The organism is Paenibacillus phytohabitans (assembly GCF_013141775.1).
Classification (GTDB): Bacteria; Bacillota; Bacilli; order Paenibacillales; family Paenibacillaceae; genus Paenibacillus_AQ; species Paenibacillus_AQ phytohabitans.
The window spans coordinates 24,539-49,661 of the sequence record NZ_WHOB01000027.1 but is presented as its reverse complement, the minus strand read 5'-3'; the positions used below and the strand labels follow the sequence as shown (position 1 = coordinate 49,661).

The 25,123-nt window shown below is 53.0% G+C and carries 21 protein-coding genes; 18 read left to right on the top strand and 3 right to left on the bottom strand.

Annotated elements, in window-relative coordinates; genetic code table 11:
* Nucleotides 1–135: 135 nt before the first annotated feature.
* The 4 genes from GC101_RS10695 (at nucleotide 136) to GC101_RS10680 (ending at nucleotide 6,927) form a co-directional block, all read left to right on the top strand.
* Nucleotides 136–1,455 carry a glycoside hydrolase family 125 protein gene (locus tag GC101_RS10695; protein ID WP_171717237.1) on the top strand — a complete coding sequence of 440 codons (1,320 nt, stop codon included), beginning with the start codon at nucleotides 136–138 and terminating at the stop codon, nucleotides 1,453–1,455.
* 83 nt (nucleotides 1,456–1,538) lie between these two features.
* Nucleotides 1,539–2,537: a glycoside hydrolase family 130 protein gene (locus GC101_RS10690; RefSeq protein WP_171717236.1), complete on the top strand. Its 999-nt coding sequence runs from the start codon at nucleotides 1,539–1,541 to the stop codon at nucleotides 2,535–2,537.
* A 5-nt stretch (nucleotides 2,538–2,542) separates the two neighbouring features.
* On the top strand, nucleotides 2,543–5,383 hold the full coding sequence (locus GC101_RS10685) for an alpha-mannosidase (protein WP_171717235.1): 2,841 nt from the start codon (nucleotides 2,543–2,545) through the stop codon (nucleotides 5,381–5,383).
* 41 nt (nucleotides 5,384–5,424) lie between these two features.
* The gene (locus GC101_RS10680; RefSeq protein ID WP_246354276.1) at nucleotides 5,425–6,927 is read left to right on the top strand and encodes a beta-N-acetylhexosaminidase; all 1,503 of its coding nucleotides are present in this window, start codon (nucleotides 5,425–5,427) and stop codon (nucleotides 6,925–6,927) included.
* 398 nt (nucleotides 6,928–7,325) lie between these two features.
* Here GC101_RS10680 and GC101_RS10675 read toward each other — a convergent pair whose 3' ends face one another.
* Entirely contained in the window at nucleotides 7,326–7,907 is a 582-nt protein-coding gene (locus tag GC101_RS10675) for an NAD(P)H oxidoreductase (protein WP_171717359.1), read from the bottom strand.
* A gap of 201 nt (nucleotides 7,908–8,108) precedes the next feature.
* On the opposite strand from GC101_RS10675, the gene GC101_RS10670 reads away from it, so the two are divergent.
* From GC101_RS10670 to GC101_RS10650, 5 genes are all read left to right on the top strand, one after another.
* Nucleotides 8,109–8,480, top strand: coding sequence for a winged helix-turn-helix transcriptional regulator (locus tag GC101_RS10670; protein WP_171717234.1), 372 nt, complete (start codon nucleotides 8,109–8,111; stop codon nucleotides 8,478–8,480).
* Nucleotides 8,481–8,670: 190 nt separating this feature from the next.
* On the top strand, nucleotides 8,671–9,375 hold the full coding sequence (locus GC101_RS10665) for a hypothetical protein (protein ID WP_171717233.1): 705 nt from the start codon (nucleotides 8,671–8,673) through the stop codon (nucleotides 9,373–9,375).
* Nucleotides 9,376–9,398: 23 nt separating this feature from the next.
* Complete coding sequence (locus GC101_RS35720) at nucleotides 9,399–10,115, top strand: CD3324 family protein (RefSeq protein ID WP_216626549.1); 717 nt, start codon at nucleotides 9,399–9,401, stop codon at nucleotides 10,113–10,115.
* A gap of 39 nt (nucleotides 10,116–10,154) precedes the next feature.
* Nucleotides 10,155–11,081, top strand: coding sequence for a phosphotransferase family protein (locus GC101_RS10655; protein WP_171717232.1), 927 nt, complete (start codon nucleotides 10,155–10,157; stop codon nucleotides 11,079–11,081).
* A gap of 73 nt (nucleotides 11,082–11,154) precedes the next feature.
* On the top strand, nucleotides 11,155–11,529 hold the full coding sequence (locus GC101_RS10650) for a hypothetical protein (RefSeq protein WP_171717231.1): 375 nt from the start codon (nucleotides 11,155–11,157) through the stop codon (nucleotides 11,527–11,529).
* A 4-nt stretch (nucleotides 11,530–11,533) separates the two neighbouring features.
* Here GC101_RS10650 and GC101_RS36495 read toward each other — a convergent pair whose 3' ends face one another.
* Nucleotides 11,534–11,659, bottom strand: a complete 126-nt coding sequence (locus GC101_RS36495; RefSeq protein WP_281365833.1) for a hypothetical protein — start codon at nucleotides 11,657–11,659, stop codon at nucleotides 11,534–11,536.
* 151 nt (nucleotides 11,660–11,810) lie between these two features.
* On the opposite strand from GC101_RS36495, the gene GC101_RS10640 reads away from it, so the two are divergent.
* From GC101_RS10640 to GC101_RS10600, 9 genes are all read left to right on the top strand, one after another.
* The gene (locus GC101_RS10640; RefSeq protein ID WP_171717230.1) at nucleotides 11,811–12,410 is read left to right on the top strand and encodes a TetR family transcriptional regulator; all 600 of its coding nucleotides are present in this window, start codon (nucleotides 11,811–11,813) and stop codon (nucleotides 12,408–12,410) included.
* Nucleotides 12,392–13,846 (top strand): cardiolipin synthase, encoded by a 1,455-nt coding sequence (gene cls, locus GC101_RS10635; protein ID WP_076244590.1) that lies wholly within the window; start codon nucleotides 12,392–12,394, stop codon nucleotides 13,844–13,846. The genes GC101_RS10640 and cls overlap by 19 nt, the downstream gene beginning before the upstream one ends.
* A gap of 373 nt (nucleotides 13,847–14,219) precedes the next feature.
* Nucleotides 14,220–14,669 carry a DUF1877 family protein gene (locus GC101_RS10630; protein WP_171717229.1) on the top strand — a complete coding sequence of 150 codons (450 nt, stop codon included), beginning with the start codon at nucleotides 14,220–14,222 and terminating at the stop codon, nucleotides 14,667–14,669.
* A gap of 315 nt (nucleotides 14,670–14,984) precedes the next feature.
* Entirely contained in the window at nucleotides 14,985–16,019 is a 1,035-nt protein-coding gene (locus GC101_RS36045) for a helix-turn-helix domain-containing protein (RefSeq protein ID WP_246354275.1), read from the top strand.
* Between the two features lie 121 nt (nucleotides 16,020–16,140).
* Nucleotides 16,141–16,743 carry an MptD family putative ECF transporter S component gene (locus GC101_RS10620; protein ID WP_171717228.1) on the top strand — a complete coding sequence of 201 codons (603 nt, stop codon included), beginning with the start codon at nucleotides 16,141–16,143 and terminating at the stop codon, nucleotides 16,741–16,743.
* Nucleotides 16,740–18,542, top strand: coding sequence for an ABC transporter ATP-binding protein (locus GC101_RS10615; RefSeq protein WP_171717227.1), 1,803 nt, complete (start codon nucleotides 16,740–16,742; stop codon nucleotides 18,540–18,542). Before GC101_RS10620 ends, GC101_RS10615 begins: the two co-directional genes overlap by 4 nt.
* Nucleotides 18,539–20,278 carry an ABC transporter ATP-binding protein gene (locus GC101_RS10610; protein WP_171717226.1) on the top strand — a complete coding sequence of 580 codons (1,740 nt, stop codon included), beginning with the start codon at nucleotides 18,539–18,541 and terminating at the stop codon, nucleotides 20,276–20,278. Before GC101_RS10615 ends, GC101_RS10610 begins: the two co-directional genes overlap by 4 nt.
* A 3-nt stretch (nucleotides 20,279–20,281) precedes the next feature.
* Complete coding sequence (locus GC101_RS10605) at nucleotides 20,282–20,953, top strand: energy-coupling factor transporter transmembrane component T (protein WP_171717225.1); 672 nt, start codon at nucleotides 20,282–20,284, stop codon at nucleotides 20,951–20,953.
* Nucleotides 20,954–20,967: 14 nt separating this feature from the next.
* Nucleotides 20,968–22,479 carry an ABC transporter ATP-binding protein gene (locus GC101_RS10600; RefSeq protein ID WP_171717224.1) on the top strand — a complete coding sequence of 504 codons (1,512 nt, stop codon included), beginning with the start codon at nucleotides 20,968–20,970 and terminating at the stop codon, nucleotides 22,477–22,479.
* Between the two features lie 145 nt (nucleotides 22,480–22,624).
* Here GC101_RS10600 and GC101_RS10595 read toward each other — a convergent pair whose 3' ends face one another.
* Nucleotides 22,625–25,096, bottom strand: a complete 2,472-nt coding sequence (locus GC101_RS10595; protein ID WP_171717223.1) for an MMPL family transporter — start codon at nucleotides 25,094–25,096, stop codon at nucleotides 22,625–22,627.
* Nucleotides 25,097–25,123: the final 27 nt, after the last annotated feature.

The window sequence follows — 25,123 nt, the reverse complement described above, 5'->3', positions numbered from 1 at the left end:
AGCGGGTTGAATCAAGAAATCTGGGGACAACAGCGGCCGGAAGTCCAAATATTCACCGCAGTGACGAGTTAACTTTAAGTTAGTACCTTAAAATCAGCTTCTACCCTATAGATTAAGCCGAAGGAGACTATCACCTTGGAACAATTCAGACTTCCCCAGATTCAGATGCCGGAGCTGCCGCTGCCGTCATCCATTCAGGCCGTATTGGCCGAGGCCGAAGAGAAGCTGGCCCACCGGCCCAAGCTGCAGCGCCTGTTCCGGAACTGCTTCCCGAACACGCTGGAGACTACTACCAAGCTGCTTGACGATGGAACCACGTTTGTTATTACGGGCGATATTCCGGCCTGCTGGCTGCGCGATTCGGTCGAGCAGGTGATTCATTATGTGCCTTTTGCCGCCAAAGATTCTGATCTGCAGCGAATGATCGGCGGGCTGATCAAGCGCCACACGCAGTACGTGCTGATTGATCCTTACGCCAACGCATTCAACGAAACGGCTAACGACTGGCACTGGAATGCCGGGGATGTGACGGAGATGTCGCCCTGGGTGTGGGAGCGCAAGTTCGAGATTGACTCGCTGTGCTTCGTGATCCGGCTGGCCCATGCCTATTGGGAGGAGACGAAGCGAACGGATATCTTCACGGCTGATTTCAAAAAAATGCTGCGCACCATTACCGATCTCTTCAAGCGGGAGCAGCATCACGCTGAACAATCCCCGTACCGCTTCACCCGGAATAACGGGATTATGGAGGATTCGATCCGGGGCGGCGGCCTCGGCATGCCGGTCAACTACACAGGGATGATCTGGTCCGGCTTCCGCTCCAGCGACGATGCCTGCGATTTCCATTACAACATTCCGGGGAATATGTTTGCCGTAGTGGCTCTGCGCCAGATGCAGGATTTCGCCGAGTGGGTGTTCCGCGATCTGGATTTCCTGGCCGAGCTGAAGGCGCTGGAGCAAGAGGTGGATCACGGCATCAAGCTGTATGGTATCTATCGCCACCCTGAATTCGGGCCGATCTATGCGTACGAAACAGACGGCTACGGCAATTACTGCCTGATGGATGACGCCGGAACACCGGGCCTGATGTCCATTCCGTACCTCGGGTATTTGAAGAATGACGATCCCATCTATCAGAATACTAGACGTTTTGCGCTGAGCAGCGAGAATCCGTTCTATTACGAAGGCCAAGCCGCCAAGGGCATCGGCAGTCCGCATACCCCTCCGGGTTATATCTGGCATATGGCGCTGTCCATGCAGGGAATCACGGCAAATAGTAAAGAAGAGAAGCTGGCGGTGATTGCCATGCTCGAAGCAACGGACGCGGATACCGGCTATATGCATGAAGGCTTCCTGGCCGACGATCCGTCGGTGTTCACCCGCAAGTGGTTCGCCTGGTCGAATAGCCTGTTCTCCCAGCTGGTCTGGCGGGCGCTGAAGGAAGGGATTCTCTAGGTCCGGCCTGCATGGATACAGAATACAGGAAGTCTAATTATGATTGTGTAAAGCACTTTTTCATATACAAAGGAGACCTGAGCATGAGTACAATTATTGGAGAAACATTGTCAAATATCCCTTGGCAGGAGAAACCGGCGGACAGCAATGCGCCTGTATGGAGATATTCCGCCAACCCTATCATTAAGCGGGATGCGATCCCGAACTCGAACAGTGTGTTTAATTCGGCGGTCATTCCCTTTGAGGGCGGCTTCGCCGGCGTGTTCCGTTGCGATTCCAAATCGGTCAGCATGGATATCTTTGCCGGGTTCAGCGAGGACGGGGTGAACTGGAAGATTAATCATGAGCCTATTGTCTTCCAGGGTGATGAGGAAATCATCAAGCGGGAATACCGCTACGATCCCCGGGTATGCAAGATCGATGACCGTTACTATATTTCCTGGTGCAACGGCTATCACGGGCCGACGATTGGACTGGCGTATACGTTTGATTTCAAGACGTTCCATCAGCTGGAGAATGCCTTCCTGCCGTATAACCGCAACGGCGTGCTGCTTCCGCGCAAGATCGGAGGCCATTATGCCATGCTCAGCCGTCCAAGCGATACCGGGCATACTCCGTTTGGCGATATCTTTTACAGCGAAAGCCCTGACCTTACCTTCTGGGGCAAGCACCGCTATGTGATGGGCACGGTGAACGGCGATGCCTCCGCCTGGCAGTCCAAGAAGATTGGCCCGGGTCCGATTCCGATTGAGACCGATAAGGGCTGGCTGCTGATCTACCACGGCGTAATCAACACCTGCAACGGGTTTGTCTACCGCATGGGCTGCGCGCTGCTCGATCTGGATCAGCCATGGAAGGTGAAAGCCCGCTCACGCAACTATATTCTCGGCCCTGAAACCTTGTACGAATGTGTGGGCGATGTGCCGAATGTGACCTTCCCTTGCGCGGCTTTGACGGATGCGGCTACAGGACGGATTGCCATCTACTACGGTTGTGCAGATACGGTTACGGGTCTGGCCTTCACCACCGTGGACGAATTGCTTAACTATATGGAGGAATATCCTCTGGAGACTGAGGTGTAACAGCCATGGACAAACAACAAACGGCGCATATCATCTCCCATACGCACTGGGACCGGGAATGGTATCTTCCTTATGAACGCCATCATCTCCGGCTGATCCGGCTGGTCGACAGCCTGCTGGACACGCTGGAGCAGAATCCGGGATTCCGGAGCTTCTTCTTCGACGGACAGACGATCATTATCGAAGATTATTTGCAGGTCCGCCCGGAGAACCGGGAACGGCTGGAACGCCATATCCGTGAAGGACGGATCTATATCGGGCCTTGGTATATCCTGCAGGATGCCTTCCTGACCAGTCCGGAAGCCAATGTGCGCAATCTGCAGATCGGGCATCAGGACGCGGGAGTCTACGGGGAGGTATCGAAGATCGGCTATTTCCCCGACACCTTCGGCCTGACCGGACAAATTCCGCAGCTCATGGTACAGGCCGGAATTACCAATGCCTTCTTCGGGCGCGGGGTGAAGCCGACAGGCTTCAACAATACGGTCTCTAGCGACGGCTATGAATCCTCGTTCTCGGAGCTGGTCTGGGAAGGGCCGGACGGGTCCAAGGTGCTGGGCATCCTGTTCGCCAATTGGTATTCGAACGGCAATGAGATCCCAGCCGGGGCGGAGGAGGCGAAGACCTTCTGGGAGCGCAAGCTGGCAGATGCGAGGCAGTATGCGGCCACGGATCAGCTGCTGTTCATGAACGGCTGCGATCATCAGCCGCTGCAGACCGATCTGCCGGAAGCGATCCGGACTGCAGAGCAGCTGTACCCGGAGATATCCTTCGTTCATTCGAACTTTGCCGATTATATTAAGGCTGTGCAGCACTCTCTTGCCGGCCGCAGCCTCTCCACGGTTAAGGGCGAGCTGAGAAGCCAGCGCACAGACGGCTGGGGGACGCTGGTTAATACAGCGTCCGCCCGGGTGTACCTGAAGCAGCTGAACCAGCGGGGCCAGGTGCTGCTGGAGAAGGTCGCCGAGCCGCTGGCTGTTATCGCCAAGCTGCACGGCGGGGAGTATCCGCAGCATTTGTTGACCTACGCGTGGAAGACGCTGCTGCAGAACCATCCGCATGATTCCATCTGCGGCTGCAGTGTGGACGAAGTGCACCGGGAGATGGTAACCCGGTTCGACAAGAGCCGTCACACAGCCGAAGGCATCGTGGCGGACAGCATGCAGGCGATCACTTCGGCGGTGGACACATCGGGCTTCGCCACGTATGGTGAAGCTGCCATTCCGCTCGTTGTGACGAATACAAGCGGCTGGAGCCGCACGGGTACAGTCAGCGTGGAGCTGGATGCGGCACGCCTGTATCTGCGCGAAGGCCACACGCTTGAAGAGAACGCCCGCCGGATGAAGGCGGTTGACCTGAGCGGGCGTGTCCTGGTGGATGAACAAGGCAACGAAGTGCCTTGTACGATTCAGGACCTGGGGCTGTCATTCGGCTATGATCTGCCGGATGACCGGTTCCGGCAGCCGTACAGCTGCCGCAAGGTGCAGCTGACCTTCGAAGCGGCGGATGTGCCAGCGCTGGGACTGCGCGCTTATGCCTGGGTCCGCCCGCTGGCAGGGGCTGCTGGTGGACGATCCGGCCAAGGCATAGCAGGGTCCGCCGCAGCGGGTGGTGCCGCAACGAACGGGGCGGAGCCTCCGGCAGGTGCCGGGGCCTCAGCGTCGCTTGTCCACGGCGGACGGATACTTGAGAACGAAACGCTCCGGGTTGAGGTTATGGCCGACGGCTCCTTCACGCTGGAACATAAGCCAAGCGGCAAAGTATACCGTGATCTTGGTGTCTATGAGAATACCGGGGACATCGGCAACGAATATATGTACAGACAGCCTGCGGGTGAAGTTCCGCTGACTACCCGGGGGCTGACGGCTGATATCAATATCATCGAAGATGCGCCATACCGGGCATCTATAGAGATCGTCCATGAATGGGAGATTCCGGCTTCCGCCGATGCCGTGCTGGAAGAAGAACAGCGTGCGCTAGTCTATTATCCGGAGCGGCAGGCGCAGCGCTCAACGGACAAGGTTCTGCTTAAGCTACGCACAGTGTTAAGGCTGGAACGCAGCGGCAAAGGCCTGGAAGTCAAGAGTTATATCCATAATACGGCGAAGGATCACCGTCTGCGGATGCTGTTCCCTGCAGATCTGGCCGCAGCTTCCCACCGTGTGGACTCGATGTTCGAGCTGGCGGAGCGGCCGAATGAACCGGCGCCGGAGTGGCTGAACCCGAGCAATGCGCAGCATCAGCAGAGCTTTGTGGATGTGGCGGAGGAGCATGCGGGGCTTACGGTCGCTAATCTCGGACTCCATGAATATGAAATTCTGCGTGACAGCCGCAATACTATCGCTGTTACTCTGCTCCGCTGTGTCGGGGAGATGGGCGACTGGGGCTGGTTCCCTACGCCGGAAGCCCAGTGCCAGGGGGAACATATGGCGGAGCTGCTGCTTATTCCGCATAGCGGGGACGCGGTAGCTTCTGGTGCCGCGGCAGCCGCCTACCAGTTCCAGATTCCCTGGACCTGCGCCCAGGCGGAGGTTCATACAGGAACCATTCCAGCCGTGTACTCGGCTGTCCGCTGGAGCGGCACGGCTGCCGCCTTCTCTTCGCTCAAGATGAACGAAGAGAGCGGGGATCTGCTGCTTCGCTGGTTCAATATGACCGGCCAGCCTTGTGAACTGAAGCTGGAGACAGACCTGCCGGCAACGGGCTTCTACACATCAAATGTGCTGGAAGCTAAGGTTGCGGATATTGCGGCTGAGACTGGGCTGCTGGAGCAAGGCGGAGCAAATGCGCTTCAGCTACAGCTGGGCGGACATGAAATACTAACCGTTGGCATGCGGCTTGACTGACAGAAGCAGAAGCAGAAGTAGAAGCAGGAGGTGACCCTCAGTTGGATAAGCTAAGCAGTGATCAGAGTCCGTTCCCGGGTGTGCAGCAGTATATGAATGCCTCTCAGGGGCAATGGAGACTGTCAGCACAATCCAGGGTTAGGATTGTAGACAATGTCAGATCAGAGGGAAACAGGGTTCTCAATGACACGATTTTCATTGTTCTCTCGGAATATGCAGACAGTCTGACTCCATCCGGCCATCTCCTGTCTGTACTTTATGGAGAGTGTGAGACACCGTCTTCCGGAGATGTTGTCATTGAATTGAACGACAGCGGAAGCACCGGAGCGGGTGATGGTATGGACAGTCGGGAAGGTTATGTCATTGAAATCGGCGAGTTTGTCCACATCACGGCCCCAAGCGAAACTGCTGTGATGTATGGATTGCGGACGGTGATACAGCTGCTGTTGGCTGACGGCTTCATGCCGTACGGTAGAATCACCGATTATCCTGTGATGCCGGAGCGGGCGCTGCATATTGACATCGGGCGGAAGTTCTATACCGCCGAATGGATCATGGACAGGATCAGGGAGATGTCCCGGCTTAGACTGAATACCCTGCAGCTGCATTTCTCCGAGAATGAAGGCTTCAGGCTGATGAGCGAGAGCCATCCTGAGGTAATGTCGGACGAATATTTAACCAAGCAGGAAATGAAGGCGATTATTCATACGGCCGCAAGATATCATATTGCTGTTATTCCTTCACTGGATTCGCCGGGCCATCTGGGACAAGCCCTGCGGACACATCCGGACTGGCTGCTTAAGAATTCATCGGGAGCCGTTGCCCCGGGCGCGCTGGATATTACAAATGCCGCTGCGCGGCAATTCGTGCTGGAGCTGATCGACGAGTACGCGGAGTTATTTGCCGGAAGCACTCATTTTCATATCGGTGGCGATGAATTTATCAACTTCGGGCAGTTCGGGGAATATCCACAGCTGGCAGAGTATGCGGAGAATGTACTGAACATCAGCGGCGGGACGGGTGTGGACACTTATATTGACTACCTTAACGGTGTGGCTGAACATCTGGAGTCCAAGGGATGGATCGTCCGCGCCTGGAACGATGGACTGTACCGTGGGGATCAGATCCAGAGAATAACGCCTAAATCCTCCATCCAAATTACGTATTGGACGAAATGGCATGAAATGATGGCCCCGGTTGAAGAGATCATTGCGCAGGGACATCAGGTGATTAATTTCAATGATGCCTACTTTTATTACGTATTGGGTGAGCATGCAGGCTATACGTATCCAACAGGTGAGAAAATCTGCAATTCATGGCATCCGGGGTTGTTCCCGCAGCGGTCCGGCGGAGCGAAGCAGGAATATCCCGCGGGTTCTTATCCGCAAGAGTTAATCGGCTGTTCCTTCTCCATCTGGAGCGACAAGCCGGAAGCGCAGACCGAAGCAGAAGTGGCAGTCGGAATCCGCGGGCCGCTTAGCGCTATGGCGGAGAGAGCGTGGCTGGGGAAGCAGAAGCTGGCCGGTTACGCGGAGTTCATCTGACGCGGTTAATAGTTAGAAATTCAATGCTGCCCCAGCAAGCCTTCAATAGGCTTGCTGGGGCAGCTTTTTTTACTATTGAGAAACTACACTGTGAAATTCCGTTGAGGATTCAAATCTGCGAGTGAAGCGGACTGAGAATCCGTTATATCGCTCAAAAACCTTCTTATCAGGATGAAGCGGACTGAGAATCGCTTATCTAGTTCATTCGGGCCTGAAATGGAGGGGGTTCGGCGATATAAGCGATTCTGAGTCCGTTTGACCACTGAATCCGTCTAATTAGCTCCAATAGCGGAATCTCAGTCCTCCCAGCTGGCTGTGGGGTTAGAGTTATAATGAGCACGCCAAGTTTTGGTTGAGAAAATGAATACCTGTAGGCTCTACCCTGTTCACCAACCGGGTCATTGTTCCTCCGCATAATTCAAGCCTAATTGATAGGCCTGGTTAAGCAGCAGCTCATAATGCCGGGGATTAGAATCTAAGGTTGTCTCGTATAGAAACTCAACCCTGGAATTGGAGATACCGCAATAATCTGCGATTCCTACATTGAGCAGGTGGGCAATTGTTTCATCATAGTTGCGCTTGCGCATCTGTTCCTGCGAAACGCCGGCCAGACCCATCCACAACACCTGCTGATGATGGAGCTGGTTCTTGCCGTAGGCAAATCCGTTGTTCCATACCCGGTCTATATAACCTTTCAGCATGGCCGGCAAATGCCACCACCAGACGGGGAAAATAAAGGCCAGGGCATCATGCTCCTTCAACCGCTTCATTTCCCGTTCCACCTCAGGTGAGAAGGATTGCTCCTCAAGGGACATGTCAGGCTCATCTACTCCTTGCAAAAGAGGATCAAAGCCAATCCCGTGCAAATCCAATATCTCATAGCTATGTCCGGCCTCTGTAAGACCTTGTGCAAAACGGCGGGCAGCCGCAAAGGTCAGGGAATCTTGTCTTGGATGCGAAACAACGATTAATACGTTCATCTGTATCGTCACTACCTTTCTGAGCAGCCAATTTGTAGCCATGTTCAGTGGCTGATGCTATTATAAACAGGAATAAAAGAGTCTGGAAGTACGCACTTTCATGTTCTATAGGATGAGAAAGGTACCATAGGAACATTGAAGTGCCCTGCATAAATAGTATATTTCCGGTATATACACAGCTTTTTGACGGAGGAATAAGCAATGACAGAACAGAGTGATAATAGCACTCCAAAGAAATATAAAGTCGGAGTAGAAGCGGCATTAGAAGTCATGGGCGGGAAATGGAAGCCTCTAATCATCTATCATTTGATGACAGGCTGCAAACGTACGTCCGAGCTGCGGCGGCTCATCCCCGGCATTACACAAAAAATGCTGACCACCCAGCTAAGAGGCCTGGAAAAGGATGAGATTATTGCCCGGAAAATATTTAAAGAAATCCCGCCTAGAGTGGAGTACGAGTTAACACCCTACGGCTGGGGATTAAAGCCTGCGCTGGATCTTTTATGTTACTGGGGAGAGGATCACCTGGATAAGGTTTATGGTGACAAATCCAAGGTCTTGGAAGAGTTTTAAGCTGTGTGAGGGGAGGACCGTCAGACCTGATAAGGGGATGGCGGTTTTTCTATTAGCTCGTGACCGGGCAGCCTATGCAAAGTTACCTTAAGGAATTCATTGCCTATCTCCCTGGAATTTCAGGGTGTATGATTCTGTTATCAGATGCGCAGCTGGTATATTCTAGTGTATGGGAAAAGGTGAGATGAACATGGGGAAAGACAATTTTCTTAAATCGCTGCTGTCTGACAAGGTAGATATGACACCGAAGGGGTTCGTGGCCGAGCAGCTAAGTGCGGCGGAGTTCGCGGAATGCCATGAGTTATTTTTTGACCAGTTGCTGGAGATTTCTTCATCTGATATTTCTGGCATAGCAGGCTACGGCTGGCTGGATGAGGAGGGCGAGACGGAATTTTCCACCTGCCGGGAGTTCCTGACCGAGACATTCTCGGAGAAGAGAGAGGGCTACTGGTTCAATTGGCGTGAGATGTTCGAGACTACCGTGCTGGACCGTGACTTTTTCGAGAAGTACTATAAGGAAATGGAAGACCGTATCCATTATTGCGAAGGCCAGCGCTACCTGGTTTATAATAATGCGTACTTCAAAAATATGATCACAGACGGCCGGGCAGTGCTTGGTTTCCCGGATTGGAGCAAATGCGGGATTTTCGATTGTCTGGCAGATATCGCTAATATGGATCTGAATAAGCCTTACTTCGAGATCCCGGAGCTGTTCAATGAATACTGCAAGTCAAGGGATATCATCATCCCGGATTTCAAGGAACGGTTCTTATGCATGGCGTATTACAGAGGAATCGATACCTTGCGCTGGCATGCCTCTATCGATGATGATTGCTCCTGCAAGTCCATAGTTAAATCCATAAGTGAGCTGAAGGACCGGATCTACGCTCTTTAGCCCTGCAGAAGGTGAATGAAGGTATGAAATATGAGCATGCCGGTGATGTGATCCCGGAGGAGTTATTAAGGGAAGTCCAGAAATATGCGGCAGGAAGGCTGCTGTATTTCCCGGCAGGGGATGAGAAGAAGACCTGGGGCGAGTCGACCGGATACAGAGAGCGGCTGCAAAAGCGTAATCTGATGATTTGCAACAAGTATGCGCATGGAGTGACGATTGCGGAAATTGCCGACGAGTATTATTTATCCCTGGATACGGTCAAGAAGATCATCTACTCGAAGAAAAACGACCGGCACTTAACGTATGCTCCGACTGTGGAGTCGGCTGTACGGTACATGGATGCCGGAATGATCGAAGAATGGATTCAGTGTTATTTGCTGCTCACCCGCAAGACCTTAACCGGGCTGGTTGAATCCGGGAAGCAGGAGAAGCAAGAGAAGCTGTACTTCGGAGTCGTTAAATTTCCGCTGCGGCTTATAGGGCGTGATGAGCTTACGGGCAGCAATAATGACCCGGCTCATGTACAAGATGAGGATGCAGCAGCATTCCCTCCGCTGGTGATCCAGTATACAGAAGGCAAATTTCATTGCCCTGTCCAACAGGAAATACTGGCTGCACTTAAGCAGCGCAAGGTTAATGCTTATCCGGCGGTCATCGGGATGAATGGCAGTGATGATTATCGGCGGTTCATGAAATTCTACGGAACTGTGCTCCATTACGTTAATGATATTGAAGGTTGAGGTTGAATTCACAAAAGATATGTGAGGACGGATGCCGCAATGACTGCATACGAGAAAGCAAGATTAGAAATTGGCAGGGTAGAAGATATATTGAAGCAGCATTTTGGCTCAAGTCCGGCCGGGGTAATGCCCGTAGAAGGGGGGAACCTGAGCAGCGTATTCTCCTTCAAATATGAAGGCCGGGGATGCATCATTAAGTTGAGTGACATGGACGGGGCCTACAATACAGAAGGTTATGTTGCGAATCTGCTGACCAGCCAGGGCATCCCGTTTGCCAAATGTCTTGGGCAGGGTAAATCGGGGACATTGAGCTATTCCATCTCTGAACGGATTCGTGGCGGCAATCTGATCGATTGTTCTGATCATGAGAAGCAGAGCCAGCTCCCTGAGCTTATCGAAATACTGACCCGGATGAATTACGCCGAGTTGGGCGATACAAGCGGCTACGGATGGATACAGCCCAGCGGAGCCGGCGCTTACCCGTCATGGCGGGAATATATCACTTCATTCTTCGCCGAGGATCAGAGCGGAACCTTTTGGGAAGGCTGGCACGGCTTATTTCAGTCAACATGTCTGGAAAAAGACGTATTCGAAGAATGCTACCACCGCCTGCTGGCGTATGCCAAATATAACGAGCCGCACCGCTATTTTATCCATGGGGACTTTCAGCCCTGGAATATCCTGTCCGATGGCCGGCAGATCACCGGAATCATCGACGGCAATTTTGCCTATGGGGATTTTCTGATCGATCTCGCTACGCTGAATGGGACCTTGGGAGAGCTTGATGTGGTTCAGGCTTATCAGGATTACCAGAACAGGGAGGGGATCATCATCCCGGACTTTCATGAACGGCTGACCGGTGCGCGGTATTTCAAAGGGCTGGATGCGCTCCGCTTTTATGCCAAAATGGGCTGGGATGATGCTTATCGTCAGCTGCGTGATGAGCTGCTTCAGCTGCCGGAGTGAGCGGGTGAGTGAATAATAACGGACATAAGCCTATCCAACGGATAGACTTATTGTCCTGAAAGCAGGCGGCCTATTGAAATTTAAAATTCTGATAATCAGCATCCTTACAATGGCGATATTAGTTGTTGCAGGGAATTACAGGTGGGAATACCGTGAATCAGACGAAGTATTCAGCTATAAATATGACAGATGGGCCAAACAATTATGGGCTGAATTCACTCCCGAAATAGGAAGCAACGATATTATTGATATACCGCTGGTCTACGGTGATAAGCTTACAACAAAGGAATTGGAACCCTATTTGATGAAAATGGGGGTGTCGGGTGAAATTGTTAAGCTATGGGTACACCGGACCCGTTTGTCGGATGCTTATACTGGCGTGCTGATAGCAAATATAGCTATGATTGTACTTATTAGTCTGAATATAATTATTAGAAAAAAGCGGTAAGACATTACCCTGTCAAGGGATGTCTTACCGCTTTTACTTTTACGGCTACCCTGAATCCGTTCTCCCCGAATTTTTTGGCTAACGACAGACCTAATCCGGGTCCTGCACCGACGATAACAATAGTTTTCATGGTTTAAACTCTCCCTTGTTGTGATATATTAAATTAACGCGTGTTGCTTTAATCAGAATATACCGCTGATCAGGCAGCGCAACAATCAACAAAACAGGTGCAGATGTTGCTATAGCAACAAGACGTACCTATTGTCGGGCGGGAGGATGCTATGGCGAATAAAGTAATGAATGTACGGGTGACGCATACGAAGGAGTCGTTGGCGGGTGCTTTTATCGAGCTGGTGTCCGTGAAGGATTTCGAGAAAATCACGATTGCCGATATCACCCAACGGGCTAAGGTGAACCGGGCTACCTTCTATGCACATTTTAATGACAAATACGAATTACTGGACTACATGATGGGGGACTCCGCATCGGCAGCTATCAGACAATACACTGCAGGGCAAGTGAAGGTTGATCCGGACAGCATCGGGCAGCTTGTTCTGGCCGTGTGCGATTTCTATGACCAGCCGGAGATGAGCTGCCGCAGCAGCTATGTAGCATTCGTCGTACCGCAGCTCAGAGATAAGATGTTAACTGCGCTCAAGGCTTATTTGCTGGACGGTCTGGACAGGCTCTATACGGCAGATGAGCGGAAAATAATGGCTTCTTTTGCTGCCCAGGCTATCCATGAAGGAGCTGTTCAATGGGTGGCCGGGGAGATCCGCATGGACAAAGAGGAAGTCGCCCGTAAGGTGGCATTATTAGTCACGGGAGGACTTGAGGCTTCCGCACGAGAGGGGGACAGGGCATGGAATTCGCAAGTATAACGACGCTTATTATTTCAAGCATCACATTCATAAATATCCTGCTGGCGCTGGGGTTCCTGTTCATTGAGCGGAGAGAGGCGGGGTATACCTGGGCCTGGCTGATGGTTCTGTTCTTCATTCCTATCCTGGGGTTCGTTCTGTATATCTTTTTCGGGCGGAATCTGAAGAAGAAGAATTTCTATCATTTGTTTATTGAAGAGCAGGAATTTGTCCAGGCCGAGACAGACCGGCAGCTGGCTTCGCTCCATGACGAAGTCCAGGAGATATCTCCCTGGCTGCAGAAATATACAGAGCTCATCACGATGAATATCAGATCGTCGCATGGTCTTTTATCCAGTGATAATGACATCGTTATCTACAGTGACGGGCATCAGAAATTCGACGCATTATTCGAGGATATCCGTTCTGCCCGGACAGAGATCAATATTCAGTATTACATCATTCAGCCGGATGCCCTGGGGAGGAAGCTGAGGGATGCATTAACCCGCAAAGCAGAGGAAGGCGTGAAGGTGCGGCTGCTCTACGATGAAGTCGGCTCCAAACGGATTGCACCCGGGTTCTTCAAAGAATTACGTGCAGCAGGAGGAGAGGTGGAGGTGTTCTTCCCGTCTCTGCTCAGACCGCTGAACTTCCGGATCAACAACCGGAATCACCGCAAGCTGTGCATAATTGATGGCATGACCGCCTATATCGGCGGGTTCAATGTCGGAGATGAATACCTCGGTCTGGATAAGAAATTCGGCTATTGGCGGGACACCCACCTCAGGATCACAGGGAATGCTGTTAATCATATTCAAGGCAGATTTATTCTGGACTGGCATCAGGCCGGGAAGCATAAGCGCGGGGATTACGAGGAATTCTCCTTTTACACAGGGGGACATACGGGGACAAGCCCGGTTCAGATCATCACCAGCGGTCCCAATTCGGAGACCGAGCATCTGAAGAATATGTACATCAAGCTTATTTTATCGGCCAGAAAAAGTGTATATATCCAGACGCCCTACTTCATTCCGGACACCAGCTTCATGGATGCCTGCAAAATCGCCCTGCTCTCAGGGGTAGATCTGCGCATCATGATCCCGAACAAACCTGACCACCCGTTCGTATATTGGGCTACTTGGGCTTATGCCGGCGATTTACTCAATTATGGAGCCAAAATCCTGCTCTATGAGAACGGCTTCCTGCACGCCAAGACCATTGTGGCAGACGGGGAAGTAGCATCTGTAGGGACGATGAATATCGACTCCCGCAGCTTCCGGTTGAACTTCGAAGTCAATGCTATTGTATATGACCGGCAGGTCGCCGCACAGCTTGAGGACCTGTTTCTGCAGGACAGCCTGTTAAGCTCTGAGCTTACGCCTGAGCGGTACAAGGAGCGTTCGCTTATGATTAAGCTGAAGGAAGGGATATCGCGGCTGCTGTCGCCTATTTTATAGAAGACGACTGAGGTTTGCAGTGACCCGGTTACAGTATACGCAGTATGCTTAATTGCACTTTGTACAACTAAAAGTTATGTTTTTCAACCGATTCTCCGTTTAGTTGTAATTCGTACAATTAAACTGCGATTACGGCCTGATTCTCACCCATTCGGGCAAATTTAGTTGTATAGACTACAGTTATAAGACTCAAGCCTGCCTTTTCGCTGTTTTTAATTGTACAGTATGCAACTATTTCCGAATTTCCACTTGGAACTGAATTCATCATTTGCGGCATTGTTTACTGAACTCACTTCTTTTAGTTCAGATGTTGTACTAGTGATATTAGGGATATTAGTGATATACCGTGCAGGAAACTTAGGAGGAGAAGCAGATGGGGATGCTTGGTCAATATGTAATGGTAGATGAGGATACCTTGGAGAGCATGATGGCGATGGATGGAGCGGAGCTGATGGGTACGCTGGAGAAACTTATCGAAGCCGGGAATGAATATTATGATATAGATAAACTATGGGAGGATCTCCATCTATCGCTAACCGGGGTTTCAGCCAGCGAACCGGTAGACGGGAATCCGCTAAGTGAAGCAGTCGTAGGAGTGCATGTGTTTGAGGTGGAGGAGGAAGACGGATTTTTTGCCTGTACGGAGCATGATGAGCTGGAAGGAATTATCCGGGCGATGCAACAACTGGATTTCGGCAGGCTGGAGCCGGGTTACGGAACAGAAGCACTGAGGCAGGAATTGAAGGGTGAATTTGAAGCACTTCTGGGCTTTTATGAGAAGGCGCTGGCAGCTGGAATGCATGTAATATTCAGTGTAGCTTGAGGAGTACGGCTGTATAGAAAATAAGGCTTGCGGACAATGTCTGCAGGTCTTCTTTTTTTGTCGTCTAGGCAATTATACGATGTTTCATTTGACCCCGAAGTAGGCGATGAGTCAAAAGTAACGTTGACTTTACTGAAGGCAAAAGATAAGATACAGAATATTAATCGTAATAATTACTAATAAAACGTTGTATGATTCCAGAGTGGAAATAGAATCTTCGTAAATAGCAGCTGCTAATACATCAACAGGATTATTCAGGCCAGCAGACCGGCAGAACCGCAGTACAAACCAGCAAGGTTTCCGGATATAATGAGAATGATTATCAATCAGCTCAATGATGCGTTGCATAGCTATATCGATAGATATGAAAGAGGTGAAGGCGGTATGAAGGCAGGGGAAGCAGAGTGGTATGACATTGAGAGCCTGCAGCCCAGGCATCATGCACTCGCGGAAGGACTGAATGGCTTGTATCGTCCGCAACCGGCGAAGAGCAGGCTGCAGATTCCGGAGCAGTTCGGCCAGGGCTACTGGGAGCGGATCGGAGTCAGTCCGGCGATTGAGATTACTGTGTGTGAAATGTGCTTCGGGGAGAACGTTGAGATGCGCAGCAGTGAGCCGGAGGGCTCGATGAAATGGAGCTATTGCCTGGGTGCGCCGATTGAGTGGCAGGTACGGAGATCGAACCGTGACTACCGTCTTAACCACGGGGAGCTGTCCGTATTCGGGCATCAGCCGGCGGATTGTGTGGGGATGTATCAGGCCGGACTACCGTATTACGGAATTACCGTCAAGGCAGACCCGGATTTATTCGAACCCGTGCGTAAGCTCAGCAGTCAGGCTGGCCGGCAGGAGCCTTTTCTGACACATACCGCTACTCCGCAGATGAAGCAGATCTTCGAGGAGATGCTCCGCTGCAGCTTTGAGGACAGTCTCAAGCGGATTTATCTCGAAGGGAAGGTGATGGAGCTGACCGCTGTATATATGCATGAAGCACTGGACAAGCCTGCGTTGAGTACAGCTCTGTCCAGAACTGACGTCGATTCACTCCTGAGAGCCAAAGAAATTCTGGATCATGATCTGCTGGCTGCCCCCGGCATCCAGGAGCTCTCTATGCGGGTGTGTCTTAATGAGTACAAGCTAAAAAAAGGCTTCAAGCAGCTTTTTGGCATGCCGGTGCATGCTTATATTATTGACAGCAGACTGAAGGCTGCGTATCGTCTGCTCGAAACCGGCTCATCCACCGTAACTGCGGCAGCATTGATGACAGGGTTCAGCAATCCCAGCTTTTTTGCCGAGAAGTTCCGCCAGAAGTACGGTTCCGTCCCCTCCCGCTACTTCGGAAGGGCCTAGCTGTATCAGTATAATCCGTTTCTGTATGCGAATCCTCCCGATTCGGGTGTCGGATAAAGCTATTTTATGCGATAGTAACAATTGATAATGATTATCAATTAACCGCAGGGAGAGATTAGAAATGAACAAAGCTACAAGACTTCAAACCAAGGATTACATATTGATTGGGATCTTCAGCATTCTGATTTATGCAGTCAATGCCATTGTCGGCTCCATATTGACGCCTGTAATAGGAGCAGCGGCGATGCCGCTGATTGCTGGATTTTGCCTCTTTTTCTCAGCGATTGTGTATCTGGTGATGGCGATGAAGGTGTCCAAAAGAGGGGCTCTGCTGGTGCAGAGCATTGTTAACGGACTGGTCTATACGCTGATGGGGGTTCCGCTGATGCTGGTATTCTTCGCACTGGCCGGGCTGTTCGGTGAAGCGGTTCTGTTCCGGGGAGCCGGAACCCAGTACAGACGGCTGACCAGACAATCGCTGGCGTACGCGGTCTACGGCTGCTTTTATGGCATGGGCACCTCGGTAACCATTTATGTCTACGGCAGCGGATATCTCTCGGGGATGTTTGATGCGGATACGCTGGATAGAATGTTGTATTTTGCTTACTCTCCGGCATGGATTGCTGCAAGCCTGCTGTTTGCCTTCGGCATGACGCTGCTCGGCAGCGGCTTCGCCTCCAGGCTGCTGAACAAGCATTTCATTAAAGCGGGTGTTATCCGATGAAAGGAAATTCCGAGGCGCTGGGACTGCTGAAGACTGTAGCCGGCAAAAAAGGGCTTCTGATTACAGCCAGCATCTTCTCCACACTCTCCAGCTTACTGCAGGTTGTTCCTTTTGCAGCGGTGTACCGCATCATTGAGGAGCTGCTGCTTCATGCGCGGGATACCGGCGGAATCAACAAGGATCTAATTGTGCAGTGCGGAATTATCGCTATGCTATCGCTGCTGGGCTCCTTAATTACCCTCTATATCGGAGGGATGTGTTCGCACATCGCTGCATTCAACATTCTCTATGAGCTTCGGGTACGGCTGTCCGACCATGTGGCCAAAGTGCCGATGGGTTATCATACCCGGACAGCTACCGGAGAGCTGAAGAAGATTATTGAGACCAGTGTAGAAAAGATAGAGAAGTTTATCGCCCACCAGCTGCCGGATCTCGTATCAGCAGTGATTGTCCCGCTGCTGCTGCTGGGGTACTTGTTCTGGCTGGATTATGTGATGGCGCTGGTGCTGCTGCTGCCGATCGGGGCAGGCTTCTGGCTGCAGGCCAGAGTGTTCGGGAGTGAGGGCGGACAGAAGGCGTACCGGGAATTCCAGTATGCCGTTGAAGAGATGAATGCAACAGGTGTGGAGTATGTGAGAGGAATGCCTGCCGTTAAGGTATTCGGCATTGCCGCAGATTCCTTCCTCACCTTCCGGGATGCAGTGACCCGGTACCGCGATATTTCACTGCGGATTACGAATTTGTGCAAGACTTCTTACAGCCTGTTTTTTGTACTTATCGGCTCGTTGTTTGTCTTCGCCATTCCTGCTGGTATCCTGCTGGCCAGTGGAGAAGCCGGCAACCAGTCGTTCGCTGTTACAATGATCCTGTTCCTGCTTATCAGCCCAAGCCTGTCAGCCCCGCTGCTGAAGCTGCTCTACCTGGGAGGAGGCATGAGAGAAATTGTGGAAGGCAACAAGCGGATTGAGGCGGTATTTGCCGAGCAGCCGGTAAAAGAACCGGAGTCGCCGCGATTGCCGTCCGGCTATGATATCGTCTTCGATGAAGTCTCTTTCGCCTATGAACAGAAGGACAGTATGAATTACAAGCCGATCCTGTCGGGGATCAGCTTCACGGCCCGCGCCGGCGCAATGACGGCGCTGGTGGGGCCGTCAGGGGGAGGCAAATCGACGATTGCCAGTCTGCTGCTGCGTTTCTGGGATGTGCAGCAGGGCCGGATCATGATCGGCGGCGTACCTGTTCAGGAGATAGGCACCGAGCAGCTGATGGATACGGTCTCCTTCGTATTCCAGGATGTGCACCTCTTCTACGACACGATCGAGGAGAATATCCGCATGGGGAATACGAGGGCGACAAAAGAAGAGGTTATCGCTGCTGCGAAGACAGCCTGCTGCCACGAATTTATCGTGCGCCTGGACTCAGGCTATGATACCAGAATCGGGGAAGGTGGTACGTATCTGTCGGGCGGGGAAGCCCAGCGGGTGGCCATCGCCCGCGCACTGCTCAAGAATGCCCCGATTCTTGTATTGGATGAAGCAACGGCCTATGCCGATGCCGAAAATGAGCGGAAGATTCAGCAGGGGCTGGCAGAGCTGGTCAAAGGCAAGACGGTGCTGATTATCGCCCACCGCCTGTCAACGATCCAGGGGGCTGAACAGATTCTTGTAGTGAAGCAAGGCCGAATTACCGAACGCGGAACCCATGAGGAGCTGCGGGCACGCAAGGGCTTGTATGAGCAGATGTGGCAGTCGCATATCTCTGCCGCCCAGTGGAGATTGGGGGAGGGGACCAAGAGATGAATCATTATTTCTATAATATCTCAGGCGGAAATACGCGCAGTCTGCTGCCTTCCGCACTAGCTGCCATTCTGGACGGTATCGCCAAGGTTGTACCTGCTGCGTTGCTGGCAGATATCTTCAACACGATCTATCTCTCCTTCGCGGCGCCGGAAGCCGGCCTGAACTTTGGCCGGATGTGGACCGTAAGCGTGATTCTGCTGATCTGGCTGGTTGTGGAGTATGCGGCCTATTCCTATCTGTACGACAAAACCTATAAAGCAGCCTACAGCTTGGCTGCTTCCGGCCGGTTAAGCCTGGCCGAGCATATCCGCCACCTGTCCCTGGGCTTCTTCGGACGGCGGGACCCTGGAGATATTACAAATCTGCTCTTAAGCGATTACGGACAGGTGGAGCAGACCATTTCACACAATGTGCCGCAGCTGATCAGTGCGGTGATGCTGCCGGTGCTTGCGCTGGCCGGCCTGCTCTTCGTGGACTGGCGGATGGCGCTGGCGATGTTCGCGGCCATGCCCTTCGGAGTTCTGCTGCTCTGGCTGACCGATTCCCTGCAGGCCCGTCTAAGCGAGAATCATGTGCGGGCCAAGAATGAGGCGGCCAGCCGCCTGCAGGAATACCTGTCGGGAATCCGCGAGATCAAAGCCCATAATATGGGCGGCAAGCGGTTTGAGCGGCTGCGCCTGTCCTTTGATGAACTGAAACGGGCATCCATCCGGCTGGAAGGCATAATGGGCCCGATGATTATGGGGGCGATGCTGCTCACCCGCTCCGGCCTCACGCTGATGATCGTGACCGGGAGCTATTCGCTGGCAGGGGGAGAGCTGACGCTGCCAGTCTTCCTGCTGTTCCTGCTGGTCGGGACCAAGATCTTCGAGCCGCTTACGGTTGTGCTGATGAATTACGGCGAGATACGTTATTCGGCCTACAGTGCACGGCGGATTATGGACGTCCGTCAGGAGCAGCCTCAGCAGGGAAGCGGAAGCATTCCTTCAGGTGCGCCGATTATATTTGATCATGTGACCTTCGGATATGATGCACAGAAGCCGGTGTTGAAGGATCTTACTTTTACGATTCAGCCGCATACAATTACGGCACTGGTAGGACCGTCAGGCAGCGGGAAAAGCACGGTTACCCGCCTGATATCCAGGTTCTGGGAGATTCAGGAAGGCATAATCTCGATCGGGAGTCAGCCGCTCAGCAGCGCCGGCCCGGAGCAGCTTCTGTCCGAAATATCGATGGTGTTCCAGGATGTATACCTGTTCCAGGACACGATCGGCAACAATATCCGGATCGGTAATATGAAGGCTACCCAGGCAGAGATCGAAGCTGCGGCCAAGCGGGCCTGCTGTCATGAGTTCATCTCCGCACTGCCCCAGGGTTACGACACACCTGTAGGTGAGGGGGGCTCTACCTTATCTGGAGGCGAGAAGCAGCGTGTATCCATTGCCCGTGCGCTGCTGAAGGATGCATCGATTGTGCTGCTGGATGAAGCGACGGCTTCACTGGACCCGGAGAACGAGACGGCGGTGCAGCAGGCGATCAATGAGCTGGTGGCGGACAAAACCGTCATTCTGATTGCCCACCGGCTGAAGACGATACGCAATGCAGACAAGATTATTGTTCTAGATCAGGGGGAACTGGTGGAAGAGGGGACCCATGAAGAGCTTCTGGCACATCACGGATTGTATGAGAAGCTATGGGATACCCAACAGGGAGCTGAAGGATGGAGAGTGAAATAGCTGATGCGTGTAGTGTTTGACCCGCGCACACAATTACTTGTAGTGCTGGTCACGAGCGTGGCTGTCTTTTGGGCCGGGATGGATAAGGTCTGGATGGTTACTCTCTTCATGGCTGCCTATCTGCTGGTTCAAGGTATATATGTCCCGGTGTTGAAATATCTGATTCTTGCTGCACTGCTGCTTGGGCTGCAGGAGCTGTTGAACCGGGGAGGAAGCGGAGCCTTAAGCTCACTGCGCTTCCTGAATTATCTGGGACTGCGGTTCATGCCGGTCATGATGGGTGCAGGCTCGCTGGGCAGGGTCCCCTCCGGCAAGCTGATATCCGCGCTGGCAACACTCCGCCTGCCCAGGGGGCTGCTTATTTCGTTAGCTGTCTGCTTCCGGTTCATGCCGGTGATCAGACTGGAGCATGAAGCGATCCAGGTCTCTGCCAGGTTGAGGGGAGTCTCCTTCACCTCACCTGTGAACTGGCTGCGTCCTTTGCGTACCTACGAATATACAATCATGCCGCTGCTCATGAGGAGTATGAAGATTTCAGATGAGCTGGCAGCCTCGGCAACGGTGAAGGGAATTGACGATCCCGGCCCCAAAACCAGTATTCACCGCATCGCTTTCGGCCTGCAGGATTACCTCGTGCTGGCTGCATATGCCTGCTTATTGGCTGCAGTATTCTAGGACGGGGGATAAGAATGGATATACAAACGATAATTGAACTTAAAAATGTATCTTTTCAATACAATGATTCCTATGAACAATTAAGCGGTGTGGATCTGAGCGTAGCCGAAGGCGAATGTGTAGTCATCACCGGGCCGTCCGGAAGCGGAAAAACGACATTAACCCGGATGCTGAACGGACTGATTCCCAATTTCTATGAAGGCAAGCTTACGGGTAGCGTCAGACTCAAGGGCAGAGATATTCATGAGATCGAGCCTTGGAGCTTCGGGAGGACCTCAGGCAGCGTATTCCAGGATTCCAGAAGCCAATTCTTCACTTCTGTGGTGGCAGACGAGATTGCCTTCAGCGGTGAGAACTATGGCCTGAATCCGTCGCTGATTCTTGAACGGGTATCCGCGCTGGCAGAGGAATTCCGCATCACAGAGCTGCTCTCCCGCGGGCTTCACGGGCTATCCAGCGGAGAGAAACAGAAGACGGCCTTCGCTTCTGCCCGCCTTACCGATCCGGAGCTATTCGTAATGGATGAGCCCTCAGCCAATCTGGATATGGCTGCGACCAGAGAGCTGGCAGGCATGCTGTCAGCCTTGAAGGCCAGGGGCAAAACCATCGTTATTGCCGAGCATCGGCTATATTACCTCCTTCCGCTGGCGGACCGGATTATCTACATGGACGGTGGACAGATTACCACAGAATGGACCAGGGCCGGACTGCTTGCCCTGACCTCCAGAGAATTGGACGCGTATGGTCTGCGTTCACTTGTAGTTTCTGAAGGCACAGATAACTTCACGGTCCGGCAGGCGGAACAGGTGAGGAGGAACCGGCAGCAGAACCCGGAGCATATCGCTGTACAGCATGCAAATATTGCGCCTGGAAGATTTAAGCGTGCGGTTCTGGAGGACCAGAGCTTTGTACTGAACAGAGGGGAAATCGCCGCGCTCACCGGACCAAATGGCGCAGGCAAAACCACGTTGGCCAGAACACTGTGCGGCCTGCTCAGGGAACAGGAAGGGGTCATCCGGATTAACGGGGAGCCATGCAAGGCTAACAAGCGTCTGCGCAAAATGTGGTTTGTGATGCAGGACAGCGATTACCAGCTGTTCTCAGACAGTGTGCGAAACGAGCTGCTGATGACCCATGAAGACGAGCCGGATGCGGCAAGGCAGGCGGAACGGTTATTGAAGGAGCTGGATTTGTGGGAATACCGTGAGCATCACCCGGCTTCGCTGTCCGGCGGGCAGAAGCAGCGCCTGACCTTTGCCGTTGGACTGATGAACCGGCCGGACATGATCATTCTGGACGAGCCCACCTCCGGACTGGATGGAAGAAATATGCGCCGTGTCATCAAACTGATCCGGGAAATGGCTGAATCCGGAGTGACTGTGCTCGTAATCACCCATGATTATGAGCTGGTCTGCGGCGCGTGTGACCGGCTGCTCCTCCTTGATGACGGGAAGCTGCAAGCGGATCTGGCGGTTAATTCCGCTACGGTACCTGAGGTAATCCGGCTGATGCAAGCGGGGAAATAAACAAAAGCAGCGCCTGCGGACAATGTCTGCAGGCGCTGCTTTTGTTATGGGCGGACGGCGTTGGTGCCGTCCGTTATTTTAAAGGGTAAGGAAGGGGCTCCGTAAAGCCTGAGTAATCATCAAAGCTAAGGCAAGGGGAGGGATTCTAGTGCTTCTGTCCGCTCTCTGCATTCAGCTTGGCGATCAGCTTATCGCCTTCAACATCGAGATTCGGCAGCAGGCGGTCCAGCCATTTCGGCAGCCACCAGGCTTTGTCGCCGAAGACGGCCATGACAGCCGGAACGAGCGTCATCCGGATGATGAAGGCATCGATCAGAATGCCGAAGGCGAGTGCGAAGCCGATCTGCTTAATCATCGCATCTGGGGCGAAGATGAAGCCGAAGAAGACGGAAACCATGATTACGCCTGCAGCAAGCACAACGCGGCTGGCGAGATCATAGCCGTGAACAATGCTGTCATTGCCGCGGCGGCCGTGGACATAAGCTTCACGCATAGAGCTGACCAGGAACACCTGATAATCCATAGCCAGACCGTACAGAATCCCGGTGACCAGAATCGGCATGAAGCTGAGCAGCGGTCCCCCTGTATCGAAGCCGAACAAGGAATGCAGCCATCCCCACTGATAGACAGCGGTGGTCACACCGAAGGTGGCAAGGATACTGAGAACAAAACCGATGGTTGCCTTGATCGGTACGATAATCGACCGGAAGACCAGCAGCAGGATGATCAGCGAGAGAATAACAATGATGCCGATGTAGACAGGGAAGGCATCAGACAGCTTGGAGGACATATCAATATTGATGGCGGTGAAGCCGGTCACACCAAGATTAATATTATTCCCTGAGGTTAGACTGGAAGACGGATCGCGCAGTTCCTGCACGAGATCTCTTGTAGCTGTATCTGTCGGACCCGTTTTCGGGATCAGGCTGATGATGGCAATATCGCCGGTGGCATTCACGCCCATCGGAGAGACCTGTGTAACGTTATCATGCATTTGCAGCTCTTGAGTCAGCTTGCCCAGCAGCTCCATCGAAATTTTGTCGGACGGGTTCTTCGGCTCTGCTACCAGCAGAAGCGGTCCGTTGAAGCCCTCGCCGAATCCCTTGGAAATAACATCATAGCTCTGGCGGGCCGGAGTATCCAGGTTCGCTGAGGCGCCCGAAGGAATGCCCAGCTCCATTTTGGTTACCGGAATCGCTGCTGTTCCAAGAACGAGTACAACGAGAATAATGATCACCCAGCGGTATTTCACTGTGGCATTTGCCCAGCGGTGCGAGAAGCCGTGCTGCGCTTTTTTAGCGGCAGCGGTGTTCTTCGTCCGGGCTTTGGCGGTGACGATCTTCTCACCGACCAGTCCGAGCAGTGCAGGCAACAGGGTCAGCGCCAGCAGAACGTTGATCAGAACGCTGGCTGCAGCTACAAGTGCCATGGTTGACAGGAAGCCGATGCCGATAACGAGCATGCCGCACAGGGCGATAATAACGGTCAGGCCGGCGAAGAATACGGCGCTGCCTGCGGTGCCGAGTGCCCGGCTGGCGGATTCGCCGGCACTTAGCTTCTCATCGAGAATCAGGCGGCGTTGCCGGTTAACAATGAACAAGGAGTAGTCGATACCTACAGCCAGACCGATCATCACGGCGAGAACCGGTGTAATGTCATTCATCTGGATCAGACTGCCGAGGGCAAACGCGCCTCCGACACTGATTCCGACGCCGAGGAGTGCAGTGATCAGCGGCAGACCGGCAGCAACGACCGAGCCCAGCGTCATGAACAGTACGACCGCAGCGACAACAACACCGACTGCTTCGGTCGAGCCGATGGCCGGGATACTCTTCAGGGAATCACTCGGAATCGCAGTGATCCCGGAGCCTGCCTGCTCGACTTCAGTCACGGTATCAATGATGTTATCAGGTACATCCGATGGAAGGGATGTCTGCTGAACCGTGAACTGGAACTGGAACAGGGCAATATTGCCGTCCGCAGACAGCATAACGCCGGGAACCGGAGCGCCGTCAGCCATCAGCGGACCGTAAGGAGCTGACTGTGCTGCAGCAGCGGAAGGATCGGCGGCGGCAGCTTGGCCCGCGGCAGCGGAAGGATCAGCAGCGGCGGCTTGGCCTGCAGCGGCGGAAGGATCGGCAGCAGCGGCCTGGCCAGCGGCAGCGGAAGGATCGGCGGCGGCAGCTTGGCCCGCGGCAGCGGAAGGATCAGCAGCGGCGGCCTGGCCAGCGGCAGCGGAAGGATCAGCGCCGGCGGCTTGAGCAGCAGCGGCAGCTTGTGCTGCCAGTTCCATTGGATTGATGACGTATTCCATATTGTAGACGTCATTGATAGCTTTCTGGAGCAGCGCTACACGCTCCGGCGTATCCAGACGTTCTCCGTCTGGTGCGGTGAAGGCGACGCTCGCCTGGCCGCCGGCGGCAGCAGGAAGCTCTTGGGTGAGCTTATCCAGCACTTTTTGTGATTCGGTGCCTTCAATTTTCATTTCGGAGCTGGACTGGATGCCATTGACCCCAAGCAGGGCGCCTATAACACCGAGCACGACGATCCACGCCGCGATGAAATACCAGGGCTTGGAATAAGCCGACTTACCTAAGCGGTATAGAAATGTTGACATGTAATGGTTTCTCCTCTTTATCTCTGA